The organism is Pseudomonas sp. 22082 (genome assembly GCF_052046055.1).
In the GTDB taxonomy this organism is placed as follows: Bacteria; Pseudomonadota; Gammaproteobacteria; order Pseudomonadales; family Pseudomonadaceae; genus Aquipseudomonas; species Aquipseudomonas pharyngis.
The window spans coordinates 180,952-207,487 of sequence record NZ_JBQEQB010000010.1 but is presented as its reverse complement, the minus strand read 5'-3'; the positions used below and the strand labels follow the sequence as shown (position 1 = coordinate 207,487).

The window sequence follows — 26,536 nt, the reverse complement described above, 5'->3', positions numbered from 1 at the left end:
GGCGCCGTTGGCAGTCGGGTGCGCTTCGTTGTCGACCAGGGTGTAGCTGTAGCTGACAACACCGGTGGCGGCGTTGAAACCGGTGATGGTCAGGGTGCTGCCCAACGGAGTGACGATGGATTGCGGGAAACCTGCCGCCACGCCATTGGTGACCACGGCGATGCCGCCGATGGTCAGCGTGGTGACGCCGTCCAGTGCGGTGATGGTGAAGGTGCCGCTTTGGGTCAGGGCTCCCGAGTCCGGGTCGCTGCCGTCGCCGAGGTTTTTTTCGTAGACGGTGAGTTCACCGCCCTCGACGTTCAACCCGTTGATGATCACAGGGTCGTCGTTGTTGTGGATCTGCAAAACGAGGTTCGCGGTGCTGGTGTCACCGTCGGCATCGGTCAGGGTGTAAGTGAAAGTCTCGGTGCCATTGCCACCGCCATGCAGATTCTTGAAGTCCGCATCACTGGTATTGAGCGTGTAGGTGTAGGTGCCGTTGGCGTTGAGCACCAACGTGCCGTAAGTGCCGATGAAGGTGCCGGGGGTGATCGGGCCGGCGTTGTCGCCGACAGGTACACGGTCGGCGCCTTGCACGTCGTTGGTCAGGACGTTGCCGGTCAGGGTCAGTTGGGTCTCTGAGGCCGTGCCATTGTTGTCATCGAACGCTTTCGGGACATCGTCGGTAATGTTGACGTCGAGCGTGCCGGTCGCGGTGTCGCCATTGCTGTCGCCGGCAATCACAGTGAACTGTTCGCTGAGGTTGTTCGTCCCGTCGCCCGCCGCGTGGGTTTCGTTGCCGTTGAGGGTGTAGCTGTAGCTGACCGTGCCGGTGGCCGGGTTGTAGCCGGTGATGGTCAGGGTGTTGCCCAGTTGCGTGGTGATCGATTGCGGGAAACCGATCGGCACGCCACCGACGATCACGTTAATGCCGCCGATGCTCAGGCTGCTCAGACCGTCCGGCGCCGACACCGTGAAGCTGCCGGTCTGGGTCAGCGCGCCAGGGTTGGCAGCGGAACCGTCGGGCAGATTGGCTTCGTTAAGATTCAATTCGCCACCGGCAACAGACAGCCCGGTGAGTGTTACCGGGTTGTTGACTGGCGGTGGTGGTGGGGCGATCGGCGTGGTGTCGTCACCGTTGTCGATCACCGCGTTGTGGCGTTCTTCGGGAAACTCGGGAATGCCATTGAAACCGGCGGTGGGGAAACCGATGACCGGATCAACCCGGCCCGCCACTTCAGTCAACAACACGAAACTGTGGCCGCCACCCAGCGCGCCCGGCGCACCACCGGTGGCGCCAGGACCAGCCGCCGTCGCTTCGGCGGATTGGGTCGGGTCATCGCCGGCGGCAATGGCTTTCTGGATCTGTTCGACGTCGGTCAGTTGCGACTCGCTCGGGGTCACCGCTTCCGGTGCATTGACGTGAGCCGCCTGATCGGCGAGCAACTGGCCGGTCATGGTCAGGCTGCTGTCGCGGCCGAGGGTCAGTTCCTGGCCGTTTTGCAGATGAACGGCAACCGCCCCCTGCGCCCCGGTGATCAATTGATCCCCTGCAAACAGACGATCGCCTTCGACCAGTGCGCGACGAGTGCCGTCCGCCGACTGAGCGAAAACCTGACCAATGACTTTAGTGACGATCCCGATGAGCGTTGCCATGTGCATTCCTCCGCTGCCGACCACCGTCGGCGCTGGTTTGCGAAGCAGCCCATGGCTCAAGCGGGTTGTCGGGGCGACGCTCGCACCTCGACAGTTCGTTTCGCAGGTTGTGCAGGTTCAGAAACTCCAGCGAAATCAAGCACTTGGAATCTCTGTTCGCTGCAGCAGGCCCACTAGCGCTACGTAACGGTGGTGAATCACCCGAGTGACAAAAATCTGTCGCTCATCAGCCGCTACGCGTCCCTCCCCTTTAGCAGTACTTCGCCGTATGTCGCAAAGTGAGTGGAACTTTCCTCAAGCCTTTCTGTGCTCCCTAAAGCGCATAAAACAAAGGCTTTCGAGTGGAACAATGTGCTGGATTTGGCGAACCGCATAAGTTTTTTTTGGCATAACCCTTATGAAAATTTTTTCTTAGCTACGCTTCAGGATGTTCTTAGCTCTGTTGTTACAGGCATGAAACGCTTTTTACTAAAAATATCGTCAATAAATTGGCGACAGCGAAACACCATCAGGACTCAGGGAGATGCACCCATGCGCGTACTAACCCCCCTCTGCAGCGCGGTTTTGCTGGCCATGGCTTGCACTTCCCAAGCCCAGGCCATGAACCTCACCGAAGCGATCCAGAGCACCATCGCTACCCACCCCGAACTGGCCTCGCGCGTGGATGCGCGCCTGTCGGCTGATGAACAGGTGAAGGTCGCCAAGGGCGGCTTCTATCCGTCGGTGGATCTGAACGCTGCTTACGGGCGCGGCTACAGCGACAACACCAACACCCGGGCCTTCGGTAACCACCACACCGAAATCCTCAATTACACCCAGTCCGAGCTGCGGCTGCGGCAGATGCTGTTCGACGGTTTCAACACCGCCAACGAAGTCGAACGCACCAAGGGCGTTTCCAACTCACGCGCCTATTACGCGCAAGGCACCGCCCAGGATCTGGCCCTGCGCACCATCGAGGTCTACCTCGAAGTGCTCAAGCGTCGCGAACTGGTGACCCTGGCCAAGAACAACCTGCAGGCGCACTTGCGGGTCAACGACCAGATTGGCCTGCGCACCGAGCGCGGGGTGGGCAGCACCGCCGACTCCGATCAATCGGTGGCCCGGAAGGCGCTGGCGCAGAACAACCTCGACACCGCCGAAGTCGATCTGGCGGATGCCGAATCCAACTTCTACAGCGTGGTCGGGCGCATGCCGGATGAGCTGGAAACCCCAGCCTCGACCCGCGGCGAATTGCCCGCCACCTTGCCTGAAGCCCAGCAGAGCATGGTCGAGAACAACCCGTATCTGAAATCCGCCCAGGCTGACGTGCAATCGGCGGAGAGCCAGTACGAAGTCGCCAAGTCGCCGTTCTACCCGCGCTTCGACGCGGAAGCCGCCGTCGGCGCCAACAATAACGTGCAGGGTGACGAGGGCCACGACAACGAATGGCGGGTCGGCGTGGTGATGAACTACAACCTGTTCCGTGGCGGCAGCGACAAGGCGCGACTGGCCTCCGATGCGCACCAGATCAACCAGGCGATGGACATCCGCAACAACGCCCTGCGCCAGCTCAACGAGAACATTCACCTGGCGTGGAACGCCATGCTTAACGCCAAGAAACAGACCCCGACCGCCCGCGAATACGCCGAGACCACCAAGCGTGTGCGCGCTGCGTATCAGGATCAGTTCGGCCTCGGCCAGCGCACCCTGCTGGACGTGCTCGACAGTGAAAACGAGCTGTACAACGCCAACCGTCGCTACACCGAAATCCGCTACACCGAGGAATACTCGATGTACCGCGTGCTGGCGAACATGGGCCAGTTGTTAAGCAAGCAGCGGGTGGTGCTGCCGGCCGATGCGATTGCTGCGACCGAGGTGAAAAACGAAGCGCGCTTGCCTGAACTGAAGTAGTTCCGATGATGTAGTGCCAGGGGAGCGATCAATATGACCAGCATGCAACCCGGTAACACCGGGATCGATCCGCGGCTGAGCTTCGATGACCCGTTGCTCGACGGTCTGTTGATCCTCTGCAAACTGCACGGCGCGACGGTCAGTCGCGCCAGCCTGAGCGCCGGGCTGCCCCTGGACAAACAACGCCTGAGCCTCGACCTGCTGCCGCGCGCCGCAGCCCGGGCCGGGTTGCAGGCGCGCTTGCTGCGCCGGGAACTCAAGGACATCTCACCGCTGAATCTGCCGGTGCTGTTACTGCTGGGCAACGGGCGCACGGCAGTGCTGCGGCGTTTTAGCGAAGACGGCAAGGCGCTGATCCTGCCCAGCGAAGCCGACGGCGGCGAGCAATGGGTCAGCCGTGAAGAACTCACCGAACACTACAGCGGCCAGGCCCTGTTCGCCCGGCCACGGCATGAACTGGAAGACCTGCGCTCGCCATTGGTGCCACGGGTGCAGGCGTGGTTTCGCGACACCCTGAAGCTGTCGAAATGGCTGTACAGCGACGCGATTCTTGCCAGCTTCCTGATCAACCTGCTGGGCCTGATGGTGCCGTTGTTCGTCATGCAGACCTACGACCGCGTGGTGCCGAACCAGGCCACCTCGACCCTGTGGGTGCTGTCGATCGGGCTGCTGATCGGCACCGGTTTCGAACTGGTGCTGCGAGTGGTGCGTGCGCACCTGCTGGACACCGCCGGCAAGAAAACCGACGTGATCCTTTCCGCAACTTTATTCGAACGCATCACCGGCATGGCGATGAAGGCCCGGCCGGCGACCATCGGCGGCTTCGCCCAGAGCATTCACGACTTCCAGGGCCTGCGCGAATTCCTTACCGCCGTGACCCTGACCAGCCTGATCGACCTGCCCTTCGTGGTGTTGATGCTGGTGGTGATCGGCCTGCTCGGTGGCTGGCTGGTGGTGATTCCGCTGCTGGCGTTTCCGATCACGATCGTGTTCGCGATGATCATTCAGGCTCGCCTGCGCGACACCGTGCAGAAAAGCCTGAGCCTCGGCGCCGAGCGTCAGGCATTGCTGATCGAAACCCTCGGCGGCCTGGAAACCCTCAAGGCGTGCAGCGCCGAAAGCGAGCGCCAGCACAAATGGGAAAGCACCCACGGCGCCCTCACCCGCCTCGACAGCCACGCGCGTAATCTCTCGGCGCTGGCCACCAACGGCACGCTGTTCATCCAGCAGTTTTCCGGGATGGCGACGATTGTGGCCGGGGTCTACAGCATCATCGCCGGCAATCTCAGTGTCGGCGCACTGGTGGCGACTTACATGCTCGGCAGCCGCGTGCTGGCGCCGCTGGGCCAGATCGCCGGGCTGATCACCCGCTACCAGCAAGCGCAACTGACCATGAAAAGCACCGATGCGCTGATGTCCCTGCCTCAGGAACGCGACGGCAAACAGCGGCCGCTGGAGCGCACGCAACTGCAAGGTGCGCTGGACGCCAACGCGGTGACCTTCCACTACAACGGCCAGAACGCCCCGGCCCTGAGCAACGTCAGTTTCAGCGTCAGACCCGGCGAACGGATCGGCATCATCGGCCGCAGCGGCTCGGGCAAAAGCACCCTGGCGCGACTGGTGATGGGCTTCTACGAACCGGACGAAGGCCAGTTGCTGCTCGACGGCCTCGACCTGCGGCAACTGGATGTCGCCGACCTGCGCCAGCAGATCGGTTACGTCGCCCACGACCTGCCGCTGCTGGCCGGCAGCCTGCGTGACAACCTGACCCTCGGCGCGCGCTACATCAGCGATTCGCGGATGCTTGAAGTGGCCGAACTGACCGGCGTCACCGAGCTCGCCCGGCAGCACCCGCAAGGCTTCGACCGGCCGGTGGGCGAGCGCGGGCAATTGCTCTCCGGCGGCCAGCGCCAGGCAGTGTTGCTGGCGCGGGCGCTGTTGCTCGACCCACCGATCATGCTGCTCGACGAACCCACCAGCGCCATGGACAACAGCAGCGAAGACGTCTTGCGCCAGAAGCTGCACGGCTGGGTGCAGGGCAAAACCTTGTTGCTGGTCACCCACCGCACTTCAATGCTGAGCCTGGTGGACCGATTGCTGGTGCTGGACAACGGCCGGATCGTCGCCGACGGTCCGAAAGAAGCGGTCATCGATGCGCTGCGCAAGGGCCGGGTCGGCTCGGCAGCGGTCTAGGAGTTACCCCATGTCGGCTTCCTCACCTTCAAAACCCCGCGGTTATTTCGACAGCTTCGGTAAAAGCGCCGAAGCCGAATTCATGCCGGAAACCGCCGGCGCCTCGCTGCAGGATTCGCCACGCTGGTCGCGCATCACCGTGTGGCTGGCGGCGGCGCTGCTGATCAGTGCGCTGGTCTGGGCCAAGTTCGCGGTGTTGCAGGAAGTGACCATGGGCGAAGGCAAGGCGATTCCGTCGAGCAAGGTCCAGGTGATCCAGAACCTCGAGGGCGGGATCGTCACCGAGATCTTCGTGCGCGAAGGACAAATGGTCGATAAGGGCGACAAACTGCTGCGCCTGGACGACACGCGGTTTCTGTCGAACAAGGGTGAGAGCGAGGCCGATCGTTATGCCTTGACCGCGCAGGTCGAACGCTTGTCCGCTGAAGCCGAAGGCCGGCCGTTCAAGCTCTCGGACGAAGTGATCGCCAAGGCGCCGCAAGTGGCCGAGGACGAGCGTTCGCTGTACGAGCAACGGCAGCGGCGGCTGGCCAGCGAACAGAGAACCCTCAGCGAACAGCTGCGGCAGAAGACTCAGGAGCTGGCGGAGTTTCGCTCGAAACAGGGGCAATACAGTTCGAGCCTGGCGCTGGTCAATCAGGAAATGAACATGTCCGAACCGCTGGTCAAGACCGGTGCCGTGTCGCCGGTGGAGATCTTGCGGCTCAAGCGCAGTGCGGTGGAAATCCGCGGTTCCCTGAACGCCACGACCCTGGCCATTCCCCGCGCCGAATCGGCCATCGCCGAGATCCGCAGCAAGATCGACGAATCGGAACAGACCTTCCGCTCCGAAGCGGCCAAGGAGCTCAACGAGAAACGCACCGACCTGTCGAAAATCACCGCGTCGAGCATCGCCATCGACGACCGTGTCAGCCGCACCACCGTGACTTCGCCGGTGCATGGGGTGATCAAGCAAATGAAGGTCAACACCATCGGCGGCGTGGTGCAGCCGGGCAGTGACATGGTGGAAATCGTGCCGCTGGAAGACAACCTGCTGATCGAAGCCAAGGTCCGCCCTCAGGACGTGGCGTTCCTGCATCCGGGCCAGAAAGCCATGGTCAAGTTCAGCGCCTACGACTACACGATCTACGGCGGGCTGAGCGCGAAGCTTGAGCTGATCGGCGCCGATACGATTACCGATGACAAGGGCAACAGCTTCTACCTGATCCAGGTGCGCACCGACAAAAACCACCTGGGCGGGGATGTGAAACCGCTGCTGATCATTCCGGGGATGGTGGCGACGGTGGACATCATTACCGGGGAGAAAAGTGTGCTGGATTACCTGCTCAAACCGGTGCTGAAAGCCCGGACCGAGGCGATGCGCGAGCGCTAGCCTCATCTGATCGTTCCCACGCTCCGCGCGGGAACGATCAACACCGCTTACTTTCCAGAATGATTACGCAGGAAAGTCTCCTCCCCCATCGCCGCAATCTGCCCTTCGATCAGCGCCTCGAACGGCTTGAGCAGCGGCTCGAACGACGCCGGCGCCTCCAGGGTCTGCAACGCCTGAACAATCGCCTCGATGGTCGACAACGCCCCCGGCTCCGGAGCCTTGCGCAGCCGGTACCGCGAAACCCCACCCTCGGCCAGCGTCACCCGCGGCAACGCCGCCAGCAAGGGGTTGAGGTGAAGCATCTTGCGCGCCTTGCGCCACGTGCCGTCCGGCACCACCAGCAACAGCGGTTCATCGGACGCGGTGTAAGCCTGCATCGGCTGCGCATCATCCGCCGGGAACAGCAATCTCGCCTGATACCCCGGCCGGTTCAGCAGCGCGGGCAAATCCTCGAACACTTCGCCGACAATCAGCTCGGCATTGTTCAACCCGAGCGCCGCCAGGCGTGCCGTGTTGAGCGCGTGATTGACCTCGCTCGGGTGCTGCAACAGCAATACTCGGGTGCGGCTGTCGAGGCTGGGGATCAGCGGGCACAGGCAATGAGTTTGTGGGCGCAGGCAGCGCGGGCATTGGGGTCTGGACATGTTCTTATGCCTGATTGAGCTGCGCTTTGAGCAGATCGCGGAAGGTCTGGATCAGCGGCTCGCGGCTGCGGCCACGGCGCATGATCATGGAAAACGGCGCCTGATAGCCGAAGGTGGCCGGCAGCAGCACCCGCAGGTCGCCCTTGTCGGCCCAGGCCTGGGCGTAGTGCTCCGGCAGGTAACCGATGTAGGCCCCGGACAGCACCAGAATCAGCTGCGCTTCCATACTTTCCACGGTCGCGGCGCTGTGTTTGAAACCGTGGCGGGCCAGTTCGGCCTGGCTCCAGTAACCGCGTCCGACCATGCGTTGCTGGGTGATGACCTGTTCGGGAATCCGCCGTTCGTTGAACAGCGGGTGCCGGTTGCTGCAATACAGCCAGTGCTGCTCGCGGTACAGCGGCATGTACACCAGACCGCTCATGCGCGTGGAGAACGCGCCGATGGCCAGGTCGAGGCGGTTGTCCTGCACGCCGAGTTGCAGTTCATACGGGCTCATCACCGACAGATGCAAATGCACCGCCGGGTGTTCCTGGCTGTAGGCGCCGATGGCTTCGGCGAACGGCAAGGCCTTGTCGCTGACCGTGGAGTCGATCACCCCGAGGTTGAGGGTGCCGCGCAACTCGCCCTTGAGCGCGGCGGCGTATTGCTCGAAACCTTCAAGCTCCGCGAGCAGGCGCAGGGTTTCCTGATGGAACAGCTCGCCCTTGCTGGTCAGGCTGAAACCGCCGCGCCCGCGATGGCACAGCACCAGACCCAGCGCGGCTTCGAGCTGACTCATGTAGGTGCTGATCGCCGAGGTCGACAGGTTGAGTTCCTGCTGCGCGTTGGCAAACCCCTGATGACGCACGACGCTGACGAAGATGCGCAACAGTTTCAGGTCGGGTAAAGCGTTGGCCATGTCCACTCCAAGGATCGTTCTCCATAGATCGTTCCCACGCTCTGCGTGGGAATGCCGCTCAGGACGCTCTGCGTCCGCTTCACGGCTGTGACGCGGAGCGTCACGGGATGCATTCCCACGCCGAGCGTGGGAACGATCAGCGAGAAGTCTATCCATCTCCCTCGCATTAGTTTAGAAATTTCTGAACTAAGTATTTGCCCGTAGCGATTCTTCCGCCCCACTACATTTCGCAGAATCGACCCACAGCGGTGCCCGTGACCTTGCGAATGCGGTGCGCCGACATAAATAAAACAAAGACGATGAGGCCCTACCCGTGGACAAGATTCTTCACCAACCACTGGGCGGCAACGAAATGCCGCGCTTCGGCGGCATCGCCACCATGCTCCGACTCCCCCATGTACCGACCGCTGCCGGTCTGGACGCTGCCTTCGTTGGTGTGCCGCTGGACATCGGTACTTCGCTTCGCCCCGGCACCCGCTTCGGGCCGCGCGACATCCGCACCGAATCGGTGATGATCCGCCCGTACAACATGGCCACCGGCGCTGCGCCGTTCGACTCGCTGTCGGTTGCCGACATCGGTGACGTGGCGATCAACACCTTCAACCTGCTCGACGCCGTGCGCATCATCGAAGAAGCCTACGACAACATCCTCGAGCACAACGTGATCCCGATGACCCTGGGTGGCGACCACACCATCACCCTGCCAATCCTGCGTGCCATCCACAAAAAGCACGGCAAGGTCGGTCTGGTGCACATCGACGCTCACGCTGACGTCAACGATCACATGTTCGGCGAGAAGATCGCCCACGGTACGACTTTCCGTCGTGCGGTCGAAGAAGGTCTTCTGGACTGCGACCGTGTGGTGCAGATCGGTCTGCGGGCGCAGGGTTACACCGCTGACGACTTCAACTGGAGCCGCGATCAGGGCTTCCGCGTCGTTCAGGCCGAAGAGTGCTGGCACAAGTCGCTGGCGCCGCTGATGGCCGAAGTGCGCGAGAAAGTCGGTGGCGGCCCGGTGTACCTGAGCTTTGACATCGACGGCATCGACCCGGCTTGGGCGCCAGGCACCGGCACCCCGGAAATCGGTGGTCTGACGACCATTCAGGCGATTGAAATCGTTCGCGGCTGCCAGGGCCTCGACCTGATCGGCTGCGATCTGGTAGAAGTCTCGCCCGCTTATGACACCACCGGCAACACCTCGCTGCTGGCCGCCAATCTGCTGTACGAAATGCTCTGCGTACTGCCAGGCGTGGTCCACCGCTGAGGGTCGGGTCATGAACGAACGTGATCAGGTTCTGAAAGCGGCCGCCGATCTGGTGTCCGCCTTTGCCCGCAACGATCGCGAAGCCTACTTCGGCGCGTTCAGCGCCGATGCGAGCTTTGTGTTCTACACCCTCGAACAGCCCCTGCTGTCGCGCGATGCCTATCAGGCGTTGTGGGACAGCTGGCGCGCCGAGGATGGCTTCGAGGTGCTGTCCTGCACCTCGAGCAACGCCTTCGTCAGCCTGCAGGGTGACGTGGCGATTTTCATCCATGACGTGGCCACCGAGCTGCGCATGCAAGGGGAGCAACACTTCAGCCAGGAGCGCGAGACGATTGTTTTCAGAAAACAAGCGTCGAGCCTAGAACAACAAGGCCTTTGGCTGGCCTGTCACGAACATTTGTCCGCAATGCCGGAAGGGCTGCCATCCCCTTAGCCAAACAGGTGACGCCTCACACACGATGAGGCGCGCCTTTATGATCGGAGCAGATCATGAATAACAACAACAACGACCAAAGCCTTACGCAGATTGAAACCCACGGGGTCGAACAGATCCCGGACAACGAACGCACCGCCGGTCCCGTGGACTTGTTCCGCATGATCTTCGGCGGCGCGAATACCTTTGCCACCGCCGTGCTCGGCAGTTTCCCGGTGCTGTTCGGCCTGTCCTTTCAGGCGGGCGTCTGGGCGATTGTCTCGGGCGTGCTGCTCGGCTCGCTGATCCTTGCACCGATGGGCCTGTTCGGTCCGCTCAACGGCACCAACAATGCCGTGTCGTCCGGTGCGCACTTCGGCGTGCACGGGCGGATCGTCGGTTCGTTCCTGTCGCTGTTGACCGCCATCGCCTTCTTCTCGCTCTCGGTGTGGAGTTCGGGGGATGCGCTGATCGGTGGTGCGAAACGCCTGATCGGCCTGCCGGAAACCGACCTGACCCTGGGCCTGGCCTACGGTCTGTTCGCGATTCTGGTGCTGACCGTGTGCATCTACGGCTTCCGCTTTCTGCTGTGGGTGAACAAGGTCGCGGTGTGGAGCGCGAGCCTGCTGTTCCTGCTGGGCATCTTTGCCTTCGCCGGTCCCTTCGACTCGCACTACGCCGGCACCGTCAGCCTCGGCCAGCCAGGCTTCTGGGCCGCGTTCATCGGCGCTGCGCTGGTAGCGATGAGCAACCCGATTTCCTTCGGCGCGTTCCTCGGCGACTGGGCCCGCTACATCCCGCGTGAAACCTCGCGCCAGCGGATCATGGCGGCGGTGGTTCTGTCGCAGATCGCCACGTTCATTCCGTTCCTGTTCGGCCTGACCACCGCGACCATCGTGGCGATCCAAGCGCCGGACTACATCGCGGCCAACAACTACGTCGGCGGTCTGCTGGCGGTGTCGCCGAGCTGGTTCTTCCTGCCGGTGTGCCTGATTGCGGTGATCGGCGGCATGTCCACCGGCACCACGTCGCTGTATGGCACAGGGCTGGACATGTCGAGCGTGTTCCCGCGTCTGCTGTCGCGGGTCAAGGCGACGTTGCTGATCGGCGTGCTGTCGATTGCCTTCATCTTCATCGGGCGCTTTGCGGCGAACCTGGTGCAGAGCGTGTCGACCTTCGCCGTGCTGATCATCACCTGCACCACTCCGTGGATGGTGATCATGATCATCGGCCTGGTGGTGCGTCGCGGCTTCTACTGCCCGGACGACCTGCAAGTGTTCACTCGCGGCGAGCAAGGCGGACGCTACTGGTTCAGCCACGGTTGGAACTGGCGCGGCCTGGGTGCCTGGATCCCGAGCGCGGCGGTCGGCCTGTGCTTCGTCAATCTGCCGGGGCAGTTTGTCGGCCCGCTCGGTGAACTGGCCGGCGGCATCGACATCAGCCTGCTGGTGACCCTCGGTCTGGCCTCGGTGATGTACCTGATGCTGCTGAGCCTGTTCCCGGAACCGGCGCTGGTCTACGGCCCGAAGGATCCCCGCAGTCAGGGTGCCGCCACCGCAGCAAAGCCTGAAATGCGTCAGCCAGCCTGACACCATCCCCCTGTGGGAGCGAGCCTGCTCGCGATGACGGCAGCACATCCAACATCGATGTGACTGAAAAATCGCTATCGCGAGCAGGCTCGCTCCCACAAGGGAAAAATGATTTCTGTTTCACCATAAAAAAGACAATCGGAGACACGCCATCATGGCTTTGGATTTATTCGTCGTCCTCATCTACGCCGCCGGCATGCTCTTGCTCGGCTACTTCGGCATGCGCAAGGCCAAGACCAACGAGGACTTCCTGGTCGCTGGGCGTAACCTCGGCCCGAGCCTGTACATGGGCACCATGGCGGCGACCGTTCTCGGCGGCGCGTCCACCGTCGGCACCGTGCGTCTGGGCTACGTGCACGGCATTTCCGGTTTCTGGCTGTGCGCGGCACTGGGTTGCGGCATCGTGGCGCTGAACCTGTTCCTGGCCAAGCCGCTGCTGAAACTGAAGATCTACACCGTTACCCAGGTCCTGGAAAAACGCTATAACCCGATGGCCCGCTCGGCGAGCGCGGCGATCATGCTGGCCTACGCGCTGATGATCGGCGTGACCTCGATCCTCGCCATCGGCACCGTGCTGCAAGTGCTGTTCGGCCTGCCGTTCTGGATCTCGGTACTGCTCGGCGGTGGCGTGGTGGTGATCTACTCGGCCATCGGCGGCATGTGGTCGCTGACCCTGACCGACATCGTCCAGTTCATCATCAAGACCGTCGGCCTGATGTTCATCCTCCTGCCAATCTGCCTGTACCGCGTCGGCGGCTGGGACGAACTGGTGCTGAAACTGCCGGCCACCGCCTTCAGCTTCACCACTATCGGCTGGGACACGATCATCACCTACTTCATGATCTACTTCTTCGGCATCCTGATCGGTCAGGACATCTGGCAACGGGTGTTCACCGTCAAGAACGAAAAAGTGGCTCAGTACGCCGGTAGCTTCGCAGGCATCTACTGCATCCTTTACGGTCTGGCCTGTGCCCTGATCGGCATGGCGGCGCACGTGCTGATCCCGGATCTGGACAACGTCAACAACGCCTTCGCCGCGATCGTCAAACTGTCGCTGCCGGATGGCATTCGTGGCCTGGTGATCGCTGCTGCCCTGGCCGCGATGATGTCCACCGCCAGCGCCGGCCTGCTCGCCGCTGCCACCACCCTGACCGAAGACCTGCTGCCGAAACTGCGTGGCGGCAAACAGTCGAGCCTGGGGGTAAACCGCCTGTTCACCCTGCTGACCGGTGTCGTGGTGCTGGGCATCGCGCTGGTGGTCAACGACGTGATCAGCGCCCTGACCCTCGCGTACAACCTGTTGGTGGGCGGCATGCTGATCCCGCTGATCGGTGCGATCTTCTGGAAACGCGCCACCACCGCCGGCGCCATCGCCAGCATGGGCCTGGGCTTCGCCACCGCCCTGCTGTTCATGTTCAAGGATGGTCTGGATGCCAACACGCCGATCTACTACAGCCTGGCTGTGGGTCTGGTGAGTTTTGTGGTGGTCAGCCTGATGTCCCGCCGCCCAAACGTGGTGGCCAGCGCGATCTAAGCTGAAGCGGTAGCAACAACTTTCTTCGGCGGGTGTGGCGTCGGTTGCCACACCCGTTTTTTTCGTCTCAAGGAAAGTGCTTATGAAGATTGTTTCTCGCGACCGGTGGTTCGAAGTGCAAAGCCTGAGCGACGGCATTCGGCTGATTCACGAGCCGTACATTCGCCCGTTCTACCGCTGCAACCTGTGGCACGTTCAGGGCCGGGACAAGGATCTGTTGCTCGACAGCGGTTCCGGGCTGGTGAGCCTGCGCGAGCAACTGCCGTGGCTGACCGAGCGGCCGCTGGTGGCGGTGGCCAGTCATTGCCATTTCGACCACATCGCCGGGCATCACGAATTTGCCGAACGGCTGGTGCATCCCGCCGAGGCGGACATTCTGGCAGCGCCGGATGGCGAGAACGATCTGAGCCGGGCCTTCATCGGCGACGACATGTTCGAAGCGCACCCGGATTGCCCGTTGTGCTACGCCGAATATCGGGTCAAGGCGGCGCCGGCCACTGGTTTTGTCGAGGACGGCGATGTGCTGGACCTGGGCAATCGCACGCTGCAGGTGCTGCACACGCCGGGGCATTCACCGGGCGGGATCAGCCTCTATGAAGCGGCCAGCGAAACCCTGTTCAGCGGCGACATCATTTACGACGGGCCGTTGATCGAAGACGCCTACCATTCCAACCTCGACGACTACGCCGCCAGCCTGCGGCGCTTGCAGGGGCTGAAGATCCGCACGGTGCATGGCGGGCACTTCGGCAGTTTTTCCGGGGCGCATTTGCGCGGGATGATTGACGAATGGTTGCGCCGGCACGCCTGAGGCCTGCTGTACTTCAGTCAGATCAACCACAATAAATATCTGCCATGAGAAGAGCTGCCGTGCGCGCTGCCGTGCACCGATTCATCCTGCGCCTGCTGGAAAATCGTGAATTCGACGACCACACCAGCCTTGCGCAACTGGGGCTGGAAAAAGCGGATATCGAGGATCTGATCTTCCATCTGGAAGATGAATTCGGACTGACGGCCTTCACCGCCGAAGAGGACCGAATGCTCAAGACTGCGAAAACCGTGAATGACCTGAGCCGGTTTCTGATGGAAATCGGGCGTCACTGAAAACAAAAGATCGCACCCGGCCGCCACTCCATGGAGCGACGGCCGGGTGCGATCTTTTGGCGTTTAAATCCTTTGATCCTTCAAAGCGGGGCATTACCGCCGACGTGGCTGACGCCGACGCTGTTCGTCATCGGTGCGAATCGGGACCGGTTGCAGAGGCGGTTCGATCAAGCCGAGGGCAACACCCAAATCGTGCAGCCAGTTTTGAATTTTCTCTTTCATCGTCATGCCCCCTTCAGGGTGGTGCTGAGCGTCCGGAATTCTGAGGCCGCTTCGCACTGATAATAGTCCGAAGTCCTACGCAATGCTCGGCCAAATCCGCAATGATCTGTTACTGAATTGATCCAAATCCCTGACCGTTCGTTCAAGCCGTTTCGCGCACGTCCTCGCCAGCCACGGGATAGAGCGCCTGCTGCTGCTCAATCCACGCGTTGAGGTTGGCACCGACCATGCCCCGACGCCACATGAGCCATGTTGTCGCACTGGCAAAAGGCTCGGCCAGCGGATGCACCGCCACGCTTTCGCGGCCCGGCAGGCTGGCGAGCATCGACTCCGACATCAGCGCCACACCGCTGCCGGCAATCACACAGGCGAGCATGCCCTGATAGGACTCGATCTCCATCGCTCGACCCATCGCCGCCTGATAGTGGGCGAACCACGCTTCCAGCCGTGCGCGATAGGCGCAGCCATGACGAAAGGTGAACACTGCCCGCCCTTCGACATCCTTGGCGCTGCGCACCGGCGGGTGATCGGCCTCGCTGATCAGCACCAGTCGCTCGTTGCACAACGGCACACCGTCAATCCCGGCCAGTTGCGGCGGGCCGTCCACCAGCGCGGCGTTCAGGCGCCCGGTGAGCAGGCCTTCGAGCAACTCGCCACTGGGTCCGGACTGCACCTGAAGATTCACCGCCGGATATTGCTTGTGATAGCGCGCCAGCAGCGCCGGCAAATGGATCGCGGCGGTGCTGTACAGCGTGCCGAGCACGAAATCCCCCGCCGGTTGCCCGCCCATCACCGCCGCGCAGGCCTGATCGCGCAGGGCGAACAGTTTGCCGGTGTAGTCCAGCAGGACTTTTCCCGCAGGCGACAACTGCAAACGCTGACGCTCACGGACGAACAGTTCGACGCCCAGTTGCTCCTCCAGCTGTTTAAGCCGGGTCGACAGGTTCGACGGCACGCGATGCAAACGTTCGGCGGCGCGGGTGATCGAGCCCTCCTCCGCCACGGCCTGGAAGATCCGCAATTGGCTGAACTCCACAACCTTTCTCCTGAACAGAACAAGTTACTCACTATTATTCAATTTTAAAGAAAGTCAATCAGTCCTAGCCTGACAGTCATTGAACCTCCAACGGAATTCAGACCATGTCACCGCTGATTCGCTTATCCGCCTGTTTCGTTGCCCTGATGATGGCCATGGGCATCGGGCGTTTCGCCCTCACCCCGCAACTGCCGCACCTGCTCAGTGAAGGGCAGATCGACCTGACCGCCGCCGGTCTGATTGCGGCGGCTAACTACCTCGGCTATCTGCTCGGTGCGGTGGACGCGATGTTTTCCCGCCGGCCGGATCAGGTGCAGCGGCGCCTGCACGGTGGCTTGTGGTTGTGTGTGTTGCTGACACTGGCGTCGTTCTGGGCCAACGGTTTCTGGTCGCATCTGTTGCTGCGGTTCGGCACCGGAGTGGCCAGCGCCTGGGTGCTGGTGATGATTACTGCGTTGAGTCAGCCGCTGGCTGCGGCGGCGGGTCGCCCACGGTTGGGGGCGCTGGTGTTTGCCGGTCCGGGACTGGGGATTTTTCTGACGGGGCTGCTGGCGCTGTTCTCACATCTGGCGCAGCAGACTTCCGCCACCCTGTGGCTGATCTACGCCGCCGTGGCGCTGGTGATGTTGCTGGGGATCGTGCGGATCCTGCCGCAACCGGGTGTCGAAGTGCCGGCCATACCGACTACCGTGAGTTCGTCGAATCGTGGAATTGGACGTTTGGCGGTGGTGTATGCCTTGTATGGCGTGGGCTACATCATCCCGGCCACGTTTCTGTCGCAAATGGCCAACGCGCAGTTTCACGGGCATTGGCAGGCGGATCTGTTCTGGCCGTGCTTCGGCCTCGGCGCTGCGATTGGTGTGCTGCTGGTGAGTTTGCGTCGGCACGATCCGGAAACCACCCGGCACTGGTTGATGGCGACTTTGTGGCTGCAGGCCGCCGGGGTGTTCGCTTGTCTGCTGGGCAGTGGCCTTGGTCTGGCGCTGGGCGTGATCCTGTGCGGCACGCCGTTCCTGGCCTGCATGCAACTGGTGATGCAACGCTCCCGGGAACTGGCGCCCCACGCCACCCAGCGCAACGCCGGCCTGCTCACTGCGTGCTTCGCCATCGGCCAACTGAGCGGGCCGTTGTTGGCGGCGCTTAGCAGCCATTTCAGCGGTGGCCTGCAACCGGCGCTGGTGATCGCCGGCAGCGGCCTGCTGATTGCCGGCGGTCTGGCGTGCAAATCCGTTACGGCTGGCCGAGGGCTTTGCGCAAACGCCGACGCACCCACTGTTCCGCGCTGACGAAGGTGATGCCGAGCAACACCAGCACGGCACCGATGATGAAATTCAGGCTAAGTTCTTCGCCGAGCAGCACCACGCCGAAGGTCACGCCGAACAACGGCGTCATGAAGGAAAACACCGCGAGGTTGGCCGCCAGATAACGGCGCAGCAGCCAGAACCAGGTCAGGTAACTGAAGAACGACACCACCAGCCCCTGGAACAGCACGCTGCCCACGGCCACGACGGTCAGGCTGACATGGGTGATCTGGCCGCTGAGCAGTGCGATCAGCAACAGACCGATGAAGCCGACGATCAGTTGATAGAACAGGGTCAGGGTCACCGGTGCCTCGGACAGACGCGAAGCGCGCACCACCACGGTGGTCGCGCCCCAACTGGCACCGGCCAGCACGCCGAGGGCATCGCCCATCAACATGCGGCGGTCGAGGTTGTCCCACGACACGCCGCCGGCAAACGCCACGGCAATCCCGACGAACGCCATGAAGATCCCCAGCCATTGCACCGGTCTTAGACGCTCGCTCGGCAACAGAAAATGCACGCCCAGCGCAGTGAAGATCGGTGCGGTGTAGAGGAACACCGACATGTGCGCCGCCGTGGTCAACTGCAAGCCTTCGGAGATGAACAGGAACTCCAGACCGAACAAGGCACCGGCCAGCAAGCCGCCGCGCCAGGTAGCACCGACCTGATCCCAGCCGCCCTTCCAGCAGATCAGCAGTCCTACCAGCAACGCGGAAATTCCCGACCGCCCCGCCGCCTGCATCACCGGCGCAATGTCGGTCGCCGCCCACTTGATCATCACCTGCTGCACGCCCCAGATCAGGCACAGGCCGATCATCACTTGCAGGGCAAACCCGTCGGCACTGCGCCGACTGACGCTCACCTCGACACCTCGAACACACACGACATGGCAGTTTTTCCAATGGTCAAACAAAGCCCCGGCTCTTTGTCCGGGGCGAAAAAGGATGGCAGGGATTATCAACCAGTCGGACAGAAATTGCCGCCCGGCAAAGACATGCAATTGCCCTCTTGCGTCATGCCCGCCGTCAGCTTCGGCGAGCGACCCAAAACCCGACCGTACAGGCCAGCGCCGTGGCAAACGTCCCCCAGGCCCAATCCATCAGCGACACCTGCGCCGACCAGCCACGCAACGTCGCCCAGTTGGTCAGGTCATAGGTGCCATAAGCCACCAGCCCGAGCAGCGCGCCCAAGCGGGCGGCGCGTTGCCAGGTCAGCGACGGCAGCACCACAAACACCACGCAGCCGAAAACGTACAGGCAATAAAAAACCGCTGCCGGCACCAGCAACGGTTTTTCGAGCATCAGCGAACCGAGCAGTTCGCGATAGGTCGGCGCCATCAGCACGCCGAGCCAGAGCCCGTCGAGCAGAAGAAACGCCAGCAGTGTGGCAACGTAGGCAATCAACGCTTTTTTCATCTGCCGATCTCAAGTAAGCCCATGCAACATGGGCCACGCAAGACTCAGGTTAGTTCAATGCGATCGGCATGAATGACGATCTGACCGTTCTTGTACAACGAACCGATGGCCTTCTTGAAGTTGCCCTTGCTGACACCGAACAGGCTGCTGATCAGTGCCGGATCGCTCTTGTCGCTGACGGCCAGGGTGCCATCGTTTTCGCGCAACTTGGCGAGGATCTTCGAGTTCAGGCTGCTGGCTGCTTCCTGCCCTACCGGTTGCAGGCTCAGGCTGATCTTGCCGTCGGCGCGCACTTCCTTGATGAAGCCTTTCTCGCGCATGCCGGCCCGCATGAACTTGAAGATTTCATTCTTGTGAATCAGACCCCAGTGCTTGTTGTTGATGATCGCCTTGAAGCCCATGTCGGTGGCTTCGGCGACCAGCAGATCAACTTCCTGCCCAGCGCTATAGTTGGCCGGGGTCTTGTCCAGATAACGATCCAGGCGCGCGGTGGCGGTGATGCGGCGGGTGTGCTTGTCGAGGTAGACATGCACCACGCAGTACTCGCCGGCGGTCAACTGGCGTTTTTCTTCGGAGTAAGGCAGCAGCAGATCCTTCGGCAGGCCCCAATCAAGGAACACACCGATGCTGTTGACTTCAACAACTTTCAAACTGGCAAATTCACCGACCTGAACTTTTGGTTTTTCAGTGGTGGCAATAAGTTTGTCATCACTGTCCAGATAAATGAAAACATTGAGCCAGTCTTCATCTTCGCTGGGAATATCTTTGGGGATATAACGGTTGGGCAAAAGAATTTCGCCGTCGGCACCGCCGTCCAGATATAAACCGAAGTTAGTGTGTTTAACCACTTGCAAACTGTTGTAACGCCCGACTAAAGCCATTTCCAATACCCTCATTGCGTGGGCGGCATTCTACCCGGTTTTGCCGTGCTGGTTGGCCGTCCGATCGGCCGGCCGCGCGAAAATCTGTGGGAAGCCTTGATTTTCCTGGATTTCGCGTTGGATGGGCGCCGCTCGTCAGGCCAGCGTGACGGCTTTCACGCGATCCCGACAGCGCCGAACATCATGGAATCGTCTAAATGTTGTTATTTAAAACAGCAGGTTAGCTGGGTATTTCGAATAATTAATCACGAATAATCCACCTGCCCACTGGGTTATTCCGGGGGATATTTACCAAGCAATTGTCAAGTTATTCCTGTACGATGCCTGGCCGAGTTACTTTTCTACAGGTTAATGGCCGCCATGCGTGTAAAAGCATCCTCCAGCAAAGCAAAGCCAGCTCCAGCCGTTGAAACCAGCGAATCGATCAACGATCAGATCGCGGCATTCCTCAAGTCCGGCGGCGAAATCCAGCAAATTGCCAAGGGCGTCAGCGGCCAGACATTCGGCCCGTCCAAGCAGATCAGCCTGGGCAAGAAGTAACACCCGCGCAGCACACCAGTCCAAAGGCGCTTTGAGCTTCGAAGCGTCTGGACCGGATCCCTCGCAAGACCTCTCTCGCGTTTAATCAAACCTGTAAAACAGCAGAAATCGACGAACGGCCCTCGATGCCGATCATTCGCCGGTATCCTTGCACGCGTCTGGATCAAGCGTTTCAGCAGGCTTTATCGCCCTGCGCTCGCTGCTCAAGGAGTGACGCATGCTCAAATCATCCTGTTTATTGCTTGTAGGCCTACTGGCGAGCACGGCCGCGCACGCGCAGATTTTCCAGCGTGAACTCGGTGACTTCGACCTCAAGCTCGGCACCACGCCCAGCCGCAGCATGGCCCAGGGGCTGGTCAAACCTTCGGCAGTCGGCTCGTTCCACGGCGGTCTGGATCTTAGCCATGACAGCGGCCTGTATGTTGGCCAGTACGCACCGAGCATGGGCCTCACGCCGGGGAAGAATCTCGAAATCGACTCCTACGTCGGCTTTAAACAACCTTTCGATCAGACCCTCGGCTACGAAGTCGGGATGATCCATTACAGCTATCCCAAGGTCGACACCCTCGACAGCCAGGAACTGTTCGGTGGCCTGACCCTGCTCGGCAGCCGGATCGGCATCGCCCTGAGCAACGATCCGGATAAACAGAACAACACCCTGTTTGCCGACCTGGGCGGCAATCAGCCGTTCGGCATCGGGATCAGCATGAAATACACCACCCATCAACTCAACACGCCGGTCTCGGTGGACGGGGGTTATGTCAGCAGTTTTACCGATTGGTCGGTGAAACTTTCCCGGCCGTTCATGGGCATCGACCTCGACCTGATCTACAGCAATTCGAGCCTCAGCGGCAGCGATTGCTCGGCCTATTCCGGGCATAACAGTCAGTGCGACGGGCTGGTCACGCTCAAGGCCGAACGCCCGTTCTTTTGATGGGCTGAACTGCCGGGGCCATCCTGTGTTCACATGAGAATCAGACCCTCAAGGCTGGCTTTCGCAAGGACTCGCCCATGTCTAGCTGGTTCAAACGCATCGCGATTCTACTGATCCTGACCCTTGCCCTCGGCGCCTGCAGCCGTGTCGGCCTGGCTTATCGCAACCTCGACGTGATCATTCCGTGGACGCTCAGCGACTACCTGGACATGAACGGCGAGCAGAAGGACTGGTTAAACGAGCGACTCAAGGAACACTTGAACTGGCATTGCACCACGCAATTGCCGGGTTATCTCGATTGGCTGGATCGCCTGCAAACCATGGTCGAGACCAATCAGGTCACCGACGCCGCGCTCCAGGCCCGCACCGCAGAAGCCAAGCAGGCGATCGCCGAAACCGCCCGGGAAATCACCCCGTCGGCGATTGAATTGCTGCAAGGGCTGGATGATCGGCAGGTCGCTGAAATGAACGACGCCTTTGCCAAGGATCTGCAAAAGCGCCAGCAGGAATACCTCAAGCCACCACTGGCGCAGCAGATTGCCGAACGAGGCGCGCGCATGGACAAGCGTCTCAACGATTGGCTCGGCCCGTTGAGCGCCAAGCAGGAACAGCGCGTGATGGCCTGGTCGACTTCCCTGGGCGATCAGAACACCCAATGGATCGCCAACCGTGCCCACTGGCAGAAGCAGTTCAGCGCGGCAGTCGCGCAACGCAAAAGTCCTGAATTCCCACAACGGATCGAGACCCTTCTGGTCAATCGCGAGCGTTTATGGACCCCGGATTACCAAAAGGCCTACGCCAATACCGAGGCGCAGGCCCGTTCGCTGTTCGTCGATCTGATGGCAGAGAGCACGCCGCAGCAAAGGCAGCGCCTGTTGAAAAAAATCGAGGGGGTGCGCAAGGACTTCAATGATTTGAAGTGCCTGAAGGCTGCGCAAAAAAGCTGAGATCACTGAAAAAACCATGTGGGAGCGAGCAAAATCGCTCCCACATTTTTTTGTGCAAAGCCTCAGGCAATCTGCGCCTTGGAGGCCACCTCATCGAATGTCAGCTCATCCAGCGCATCTTCCTGCTCATCGAGCACCTGACGCGGATGATCGTTGCCGGGAATGCTGCTGTCGATCAGGCTCAACAGGCTGGAGCCACGCGGGGTCAGGCTGAAGTTGTTGCCGGTACTGCCTTCATCTTCGCCACGGGGCTCGATGTAGCCGCGCTCCAGCAGCAGTTTTTCGTAGTCGCAGGCGAGTGTTTTCAGGTGATCCAGATTCTCGATCGGCTCGCCCGCCGCCGCTTTTTCTGCCGCATAGTCTTCGGCGAATGACCGTGGCGCGAAGCTGTGGCCCGCGCCGTTCTGCACTTCATGCAGCAGGCGCTCAATCAAATCCCAGTTATAAGTCGTCATCCTGATTCAACCTCCGGTGCGCGTGATTTTTTGGCGCGTTCACAGGTTGTGACCGGAGCGCTGCGTCAGCGTTCAGGATTATTCCGCGCCCCGACCGACCGGCGGTCTGTCGATTTCGTGGGGTGTTGAACGACTAGTCTGAGACAGACGGTTTCAACCCCGCAGGAGAAATCATCATGAACGTTGAGAATCATCCGGTGGTGTCGCGCGAAGCATGGCTCGCCGCCCGCAAGCAGCATCTGGCCGATGAAAAGGCCTTCACCAGGGAACGCGACCGTCTCAGCGCCAAACGCCGCGCCCTGCCTTGGGTGAAGGTCGACAAGGATTACCGCTTCATGGGCCCGAACGGCGAATTGAAACTTGCCGACCTGTTCGGCAAACACAGCCAGCTCGTCGTTTACCACTTCATGTTCGCCAAGGGCTGGGAGGAAGGCTGCCCGGGCTGTTCATTCCTCAGCGACCACATCGACGGCGCCAACCAACACCTGGCCCATCACGATATTGCGCTGGTGGCGGTGTCCCACGCACCGTTCGCCGAATTCCAGGCCTTCAAGCGCCGGATGGGCTGGACATTCGACTGGGTGTCGTCGGACGGCTGCGATTTCAACTACGACTTTGGCGTGTGTGCTCGCGCTGAGGATGTCGAAGCAGGCAAGGCTACGTACAACTACGAAAAGACCGACAGCGCCGAGGAAGAAATGCCCGGGCTGACCGTGTTCTATCGCGCTGACAACGGCGAGATTTTCCACACCTACTCAACCTATGCCCGCGGCCTGGACATGCTGGTCGGCGCCTACAACTACCTCGACCTCACGCCCAAGGGCCGGAACGAGGACGAGATCATGGAATGGGTGCGGCATCATGACCGCTACGACGGCGCCGCAAAATCCGGTTGCTGCCATGGAGACTGAGCCGCTAACACACTGAACTTTTCACGGTTGAAAACCCTCAACCGGTTAACCCGCCTTAACCGGAACTGAGGCCTGCTCCCATGAAAACCCTGCTCAAGCTCACCCTCGCCGCCACGCTTGCCTGCGCCCTGCCCGTCTGGGCCTGTACGCCGGAAGAAGCCACCGCCAAACGCGACCAACTGGCCAAGGAAGTCGCGAAGCTCACCGAGCAAAACCCGACCAAGGCCAAGGAGATCAACGCCGAGTTGCAGAAAATGGACCTGGGCACTGCCTCCGCCGACCTCCCGGACAAATGCCAGTTGATCGATCAGCGCTTGAAGGAACTGGGTTCGGCGGAGAAGAAAACCGAGGGATAACACCCGCTCAGACAACGGCAGGCTTTGGCATCGATCGGGCTGGATCGATACCAAAGCCTGCTTCCTTCTGTTCGGAAATTTGCATTAGTGCATTTTGTTATTTGCACAAATGCATATTCACACCTAGGGTTACCCCGAGCCTGATCGGAGCCGGCCATCGGAGATGGCAACCCTTACCCACCGATCGCTCGGTAGTACCGTTATCCCGCAAACGCGGAACGTTTGTTTTCATTCATGGAGGATTGAAAAATGTTAACCACTGAAACAACGGCATTCACCGGCAACACCCTGCCCGAATGTCTGATCAGCCATCTGCTCGACCCGCAACTGGTCGAGGTCGAGGCGGCTGTACAACAACGCGCCCTCGCGGCCGCCAGCCTGAACTTCACGATGCAGCAACAGACCCAGACCAACTGGTGCTGGGCCGCCGCTTCCGCCTCGGTCGGCAATTATTACGGCACCGGGTCCTGGACCCAATGCGCCGTTGCCAGCGCCGCACTGGACCGCAACTGCTGCAATCAACCGGGGCCGTGCAACGTCTACGGCTATCTGGACGTTGCGCTGAAGATCACCCGCAGTTTCAACGGTATGAATTCGGGCTCGCTGCAAATGTCGGCCATCCAGAACCAGATCAACATGGGCCGCCCGATCGGCCTGCGTTGCGCCTGGTACGGCGGCGGTGCGCACTTTCTGGCGATCTACGGCACCAACGGCAATTACGTGCTGGTTGCGGATTCGATCTACGGCTATTCGACCCGCGCCCTGAACTCGTTCCCCGGTTCCTACAACGGCGGCGGCAACTGGACCCACACCTACTTCACGGCGAAAAACCAGGGGGCGGCATCATGAAACTGACTTATCCAAAGGCGCCTTCCAACGGCGTGCAGACTTTGCGTCCGGCCCTGCAGGCCGCGTTGCAGACCCAGGGCTTTGGCGTCAATCGCCAGTTCGCCAGCGCCGCGCCCGCCGGGATCAGCCTCAGCGAGGCCTATCGCGGCTACTCGCTCAGTCTGGACGACTTGAGCCAGGGCAAAGGCCTGAAGAATGCCCGAGCGGGCGACTGGCATTATCTGGTGTTCTCCGGCGGGGTGTCGATTGCCGATGCGCAATTGGCCGAAGTACGTGGTCACGTCGAGTTCGCCTCGCTGAACCACGGCAACCTGGCGGCCGCCACGGTTGATGCGTTGAAACTGGCAGAGCAAACGCCACAGCTGAAGGGCAAAACCGTTGAGCTGCGGATGCTGTTTGTGTCGGCGCTGCACCTTGTGGCGATCTGGCTGCATGCGGCGGGTGAAGACGTTTTGATTCCGATTGAGCCAACGCCAAAAGAACTGGCACTGACCGGGCTGTACAGCGAGGCCGCCCTGCTCGCACAGCTCAAACCGGCAGCCGATCAGGCCAAGCGGCGCTTTGATGCCGACACCACTGGCCTGCTGGGCAGTTGATAAACCCTGGCAATAAAAAAACCCGGACCATGTCCGGGTTTTTCTTTGTCTACCTGAAACGGCTTACTCAGCCGCTGGCGCTGCCGGTTTGCGGCGTTTCAGTGGGGCCATGCCGTCGCTGCTCACCAGAGCGTCCGGTTTCGGACGGTTGGCGCTCTTGCGCTTAGTCGGGGTTTTGGCGGCAGTTTTCTTCTTGTCGCCCTTGGCGTCGGTCTTTTTCTTCTTCACGCCGACGGCTTTGCCCGAGGCCTTGACCTTTTTCGGTCCGCCGTAGGTGCCTTTGACTTCCTTGATGGTGCGGCGCTCGAAGCTCTGCTTCAGGTAACGCTCGATGCTCGACATCAGGTTCCAGTCGCCGTGGCAGATCAGCGAGATCGCCAGACCGTCGTTGCCGGCTCGGCCGGTACGACCGATACGGTGCACGTATTCGTCGCCGCTGCGTGGCATGTCGAAGTTAATCACCAGATCCAGGCCGTCAACGTCCAGGCCACGGGCCGCCACGTCGGTGGCCACCAGAATCTTCACGCCGCCCTGCTTCAGACGGTCGATCGCCAGTTTGCGATCCTTCTGGTCTTTCTCGCCGTGCAGCACGAACGCTTTGTATTCCTGGGCGACGAGGCGACCGTAGATGCGGTCGGCCATGGCCCGGGTGTTGGTGAAGACGATGGCCTTCTGATAAGTCTCGTTGGCCAGCAGCCAGTTGACGATCTGTTCTTTGTGCTGATTGTGGTCGGCGGTGATGATCTGCTGACGGGTGGTGTCGTTCAGCTGACTGACCGCGTTGAGCTGCAGGTGCTCGGGGTTGTTCAGCACCTTGGCGATCATCTCGCGCAGGCCGGAACCGCCGGTGGTGGCGGAGAACAGCATGGTCTGCTGACGGTTCGGACATTCATCGACCAGACGCTGCACGTCTTCGGCGAAACCCATGTCGAGCATGCGGTCGGCTTCGTCGAGCACCAGCACTTCGACTTCTTTCAGGTCGAGGTTGCCGGCGTTGAGTTGCTCGATCATCCGGCCCGGGGTGCCGATCAGGATGTCCGGCACCTTGCGCAGCATGGCGGCCTGGACCTTGAAGTCTTCACCGCCGGTGATCAGGCCGGACTTGATGAAAGTGAACTGCGAAAAGCGCTCGACTTCCTTCAGGGTCTGCTGGGCCAGCTCGCGGGTCGGCAGCAGGATCAGGGTCTTGATGCTGACGCGAACCTTGGCCGGGCCGATCAGGCGGTTGAGGATCGGCAGGACAAAAGCGGCGGTCTTGCCGCTACCGGTTTGCGCCGTCACCCGCAGGTCACGCCCCTGAAGCGCCAGCGGAATGGCCGCGGCTTGCACAGGCGTTGGCTCGACAAATTTCAGCTCGGCCACGGCTTTGAGCAGGCGTTCGTGCAGGGCGAATTGGGAAAACACGGGTGCTACCTCGAAGATATGCAAAAAATCAGCTGCATAGGTTACCGGTTTCGAGCGCTCAGGCCGAGTTTCTTTGTGAAATCCACGGTAATCAGTGGCTTTTTTGTTGCTCGATTTGTCTCCAACGGTAATACACAGCGTCTTAAATGCTCTAATC

Annotated in this window: 27 protein-coding genes; 17 read left to right on the top strand and 10 right to left on the bottom strand. The window is 61.0% G+C overall.

The annotated features are described in order from the left end of the window. On the bottom strand, window positions 1–1,635 hold a 1,635-nt coding region (locus ACTJK9_RS14520; RefSeq protein ID WP_440814520.1), incomplete at its 3' end, for a retention module-containing protein. Window positions 1,636–2,166: 531 nt separating this feature from the next. Here ACTJK9_RS14520 and ACTJK9_RS14515 point away from each other — a divergent pair. Genes ACTJK9_RS14515 through ACTJK9_RS14505 form a run of 3 tightly spaced genes read left to right on the top strand, consistent with a single transcriptional unit; the run spans window position 2,167 to window position 7,090 of the window. Next, window positions 2,167–3,525 (top strand): TolC family outer membrane protein, encoded by a 1,359-nt coding sequence (locus tag ACTJK9_RS14515; RefSeq protein ID WP_064383226.1) that lies wholly within the window; start codon window positions 2,167–2,169, stop codon window positions 3,523–3,525. Window positions 3,526–3,558: 33 nt separating this feature from the next. Beyond that, the gene (locus ACTJK9_RS14510; RefSeq protein WP_440814518.1) at window positions 3,559–5,718 is read left to right on the top strand and encodes a type I secretion system permease/ATPase; all 2,160 of its coding nucleotides are present in this window, start codon (window positions 3,559–3,561) and stop codon (window positions 5,716–5,718) included. Window positions 5,719–5,728: 10 nt separating this feature from the next. Continuing rightward, a complete protein-coding gene (locus ACTJK9_RS14505; protein ID WP_039772526.1) occupies window positions 5,729–7,090 on the top strand; it encodes an HlyD family type I secretion periplasmic adaptor subunit in 1,362 nt (453 codons plus the stop codon). A 47-nt stretch (window positions 7,091–7,137) separates the two neighbouring features. Here ACTJK9_RS14505 and ACTJK9_RS14500 read toward each other — a convergent pair whose 3' ends face one another. Together ACTJK9_RS14500 and ACTJK9_RS14495 are read right to left on the bottom strand one after the other, a co-directional pair. Then, window positions 7,138–7,734 carry a tRNA-uridine aminocarboxypropyltransferase gene (locus ACTJK9_RS14500; RefSeq protein ID WP_440814516.1) on the bottom strand — a complete coding sequence of 199 codons (597 nt, stop codon included), beginning with the start codon at window positions 7,732–7,734 and terminating at the stop codon, window positions 7,138–7,140. A gap of 4 nt (window positions 7,735–7,738) precedes the next feature. Beyond that, complete coding sequence (locus ACTJK9_RS14495) at window positions 7,739–8,632, bottom strand: LysR family transcriptional regulator (RefSeq protein ID WP_039772530.1); 894 nt, start codon at window positions 8,630–8,632, stop codon at window positions 7,739–7,741. A 313-nt stretch (window positions 8,633–8,945) separates the two neighbouring features. Here ACTJK9_RS14495 and speB point away from each other — a divergent pair, with 313 nt between their 5' ends. From speB to ACTJK9_RS14465, 6 genes are all read left to right on the top strand, one after another. Further along, entirely contained in the window at window positions 8,946–9,896 is a 951-nt protein-coding gene (gene speB / locus ACTJK9_RS14490) for an agmatinase (protein WP_003222717.1), read from the top strand. 10 nt (window positions 9,897–9,906) lie between these two features. Further along, window positions 9,907–10,329 (top strand): YybH family protein, encoded by a 423-nt coding sequence (locus tag ACTJK9_RS14485; protein ID WP_210711178.1) that lies wholly within the window; start codon window positions 9,907–9,909, stop codon window positions 10,327–10,329. Window positions 10,330–10,385: 56 nt separating this feature from the next. Next, complete coding sequence (locus ACTJK9_RS14480; protein WP_440814513.1) at window positions 10,386–11,897, top strand: purine-cytosine permease family protein; 1,512 nt, start codon at window positions 10,386–10,388, stop codon at window positions 11,895–11,897. Between the two features lie 154 nt (window positions 11,898–12,051). Then, a complete protein-coding gene (locus ACTJK9_RS14475; protein ID WP_039772536.1) occupies window positions 12,052–13,431 on the top strand; it encodes a sodium:solute symporter in 1,380 nt (459 codons plus the stop codon). An 82-nt stretch (window positions 13,432–13,513) separates the two neighbouring features. Then, window positions 13,514–14,239, top strand: a complete 726-nt coding sequence (locus tag ACTJK9_RS14470) for an MBL fold metallo-hydrolase (protein WP_440814509.1) — start codon at window positions 13,514–13,516, stop codon at window positions 14,237–14,239. A 44-nt stretch (window positions 14,240–14,283) separates the two neighbouring features. Continuing rightward, window positions 14,284–14,532, top strand: a complete 249-nt coding sequence (locus tag ACTJK9_RS14465; RefSeq protein ID WP_039772540.1) for a phosphopantetheine-containing protein — start codon at window positions 14,284–14,286, stop codon at window positions 14,530–14,532. A gap of 93 nt (window positions 14,533–14,625) precedes the next feature. Here the strand turns inward: ACTJK9_RS14465 and ACTJK9_RS14460 are convergent, their stop codons facing one another. Together ACTJK9_RS14460 and ptrR are read right to left on the bottom strand one after the other, a co-directional pair. After that, window positions 14,626–14,754, bottom strand: coding sequence for a PA1414 family protein (locus ACTJK9_RS14460; RefSeq protein ID WP_003184145.1), 129 nt, complete (start codon window positions 14,752–14,754; stop codon window positions 14,626–14,628). A gap of 142 nt (window positions 14,755–14,896) precedes the next feature. Continuing rightward, complete coding sequence (ptrR, locus tag ACTJK9_RS14455) at window positions 14,897–15,790, bottom strand: putrescine utilization regulator PtrR (protein WP_440814507.1); 894 nt, start codon at window positions 15,788–15,790, stop codon at window positions 14,897–14,899. A gap of 104 nt (window positions 15,791–15,894) precedes the next feature. Here ptrR and ACTJK9_RS14450 point away from each other — a divergent pair, with 104 nt between their 5' ends. Continuing rightward, a complete protein-coding gene (locus tag ACTJK9_RS14450; protein ID WP_440814505.1) occupies window positions 15,895–17,076 on the top strand; it encodes an MFS transporter in 1,182 nt (393 codons plus the stop codon). Here ACTJK9_RS14450 and ACTJK9_RS14445 read toward each other — a convergent pair. The 3 genes from ACTJK9_RS14445 to ACTJK9_RS14435 all read right to left on the bottom strand — a co-directional run bounded on the left by ACTJK9_RS14445 (window position 17,021) and on the right by ACTJK9_RS14435 (window position 19,387). Beyond that, window positions 17,021–17,953: a DMT family transporter gene (locus tag ACTJK9_RS14445; RefSeq protein ID WP_011332975.1), complete on the bottom strand. Its 933-nt coding sequence runs from the start codon at window positions 17,951–17,953 to the stop codon at window positions 17,021–17,023. The genes ACTJK9_RS14450 and ACTJK9_RS14445 overlap by 56 nt on opposite strands. 163 nt (window positions 17,954–18,116) lie before the next feature. Further along, the gene (locus tag ACTJK9_RS14440; protein ID WP_440814501.1) at window positions 18,117–18,506 is read right to left on the bottom strand and encodes a DUF2177 family protein; all 390 of its coding nucleotides are present in this window, start codon (window positions 18,504–18,506) and stop codon (window positions 18,117–18,119) included. A 44-nt stretch (window positions 18,507–18,550) separates the two neighbouring features. Continuing rightward, entirely contained in the window at window positions 18,551–19,387 is an 837-nt protein-coding gene (locus ACTJK9_RS14435; RefSeq protein WP_074691138.1) for a CvfB family protein, read from the bottom strand. 351 nt (window positions 19,388–19,738) lie between these two features. On the opposite strand from ACTJK9_RS14435, the gene ACTJK9_RS14430 reads away from it, so the two are divergent. The 3 genes from ACTJK9_RS14430 (at window position 19,739) to ACTJK9_RS14420 (ending at window position 21,808) form a co-directional block, all read left to right on the top strand. Next, entirely contained in the window at window positions 19,739–19,927 is a 189-nt protein-coding gene (locus ACTJK9_RS14430) for a hypothetical protein (protein ID WP_170844885.1), read from the top strand. A 217-nt stretch (window positions 19,928–20,144) separates the two neighbouring features. Further along, window positions 20,145–20,861: a TorF family putative porin gene (locus tag ACTJK9_RS14425; RefSeq protein ID WP_039772546.1), complete on the top strand. Its 717-nt coding sequence runs from the start codon at window positions 20,145–20,147 to the stop codon at window positions 20,859–20,861. A 77-nt stretch (window positions 20,862–20,938) separates the two neighbouring features. Then, window positions 20,939–21,808: a DUF6279 family lipoprotein gene (locus ACTJK9_RS14420; RefSeq protein ID WP_440814497.1), complete on the top strand. Its 870-nt coding sequence runs from the start codon at window positions 20,939–20,941 to the stop codon at window positions 21,806–21,808. A gap of 62 nt (window positions 21,809–21,870) precedes the next feature. Here ACTJK9_RS14420 and ACTJK9_RS14415 read toward each other — a convergent pair whose 3' ends face one another. After that, window positions 21,871–22,263, bottom strand: coding sequence for a hypothetical protein (locus ACTJK9_RS14415; protein WP_039772548.1), 393 nt, complete (start codon window positions 22,261–22,263; stop codon window positions 21,871–21,873). A gap of 176 nt (window positions 22,264–22,439) precedes the next feature. On the opposite strand from ACTJK9_RS14415, the gene ACTJK9_RS14410 reads away from it, so the two are divergent. The 4 genes from ACTJK9_RS14410 to ACTJK9_RS14395 all read left to right on the top strand — a co-directional run bounded on the left by ACTJK9_RS14410 (window position 22,440) and on the right by ACTJK9_RS14395 (window position 24,975). Then, window positions 22,440–23,174 (top strand): DUF899 domain-containing protein, encoded by a 735-nt coding sequence (locus ACTJK9_RS14410; RefSeq protein ID WP_440814494.1) that lies wholly within the window; start codon window positions 22,440–22,442, stop codon window positions 23,172–23,174. Window positions 23,175–23,254: 80 nt separating this feature from the next. Continuing rightward, window positions 23,255–23,530 carry a hypothetical protein gene (locus tag ACTJK9_RS14405; RefSeq protein ID WP_085611576.1) on the top strand — a complete coding sequence of 92 codons (276 nt, stop codon included), beginning with the start codon at window positions 23,255–23,257 and terminating at the stop codon, window positions 23,528–23,530. A 249-nt stretch (window positions 23,531–23,779) separates the two neighbouring features. Further along, window positions 23,780–24,379 (top strand): papain-like cysteine protease family protein, encoded by a 600-nt coding sequence (locus tag ACTJK9_RS14400; protein WP_221398945.1) that lies wholly within the window; start codon window positions 23,780–23,782, stop codon window positions 24,377–24,379. Beyond that, window positions 24,376–24,975, top strand: a complete 600-nt coding sequence (locus tag ACTJK9_RS14395; RefSeq protein WP_440814492.1) for a hypothetical protein — start codon at window positions 24,376–24,378, stop codon at window positions 24,973–24,975. Before ACTJK9_RS14400 ends, ACTJK9_RS14395 begins: the two co-directional genes overlap by 4 nt. Before the next feature lie 63 nt (window positions 24,976–25,038). Here ACTJK9_RS14395 and ACTJK9_RS14390 read toward each other — a convergent pair whose 3' ends face one another. Continuing rightward, window positions 25,039–26,379, bottom strand: coding sequence for a DEAD/DEAH box helicase (locus tag ACTJK9_RS14390; protein ID WP_011332966.1), 1,341 nt, complete (start codon window positions 26,377–26,379; stop codon window positions 25,039–25,041). Window positions 26,380–26,536 lie beyond the last annotated feature (157 nt).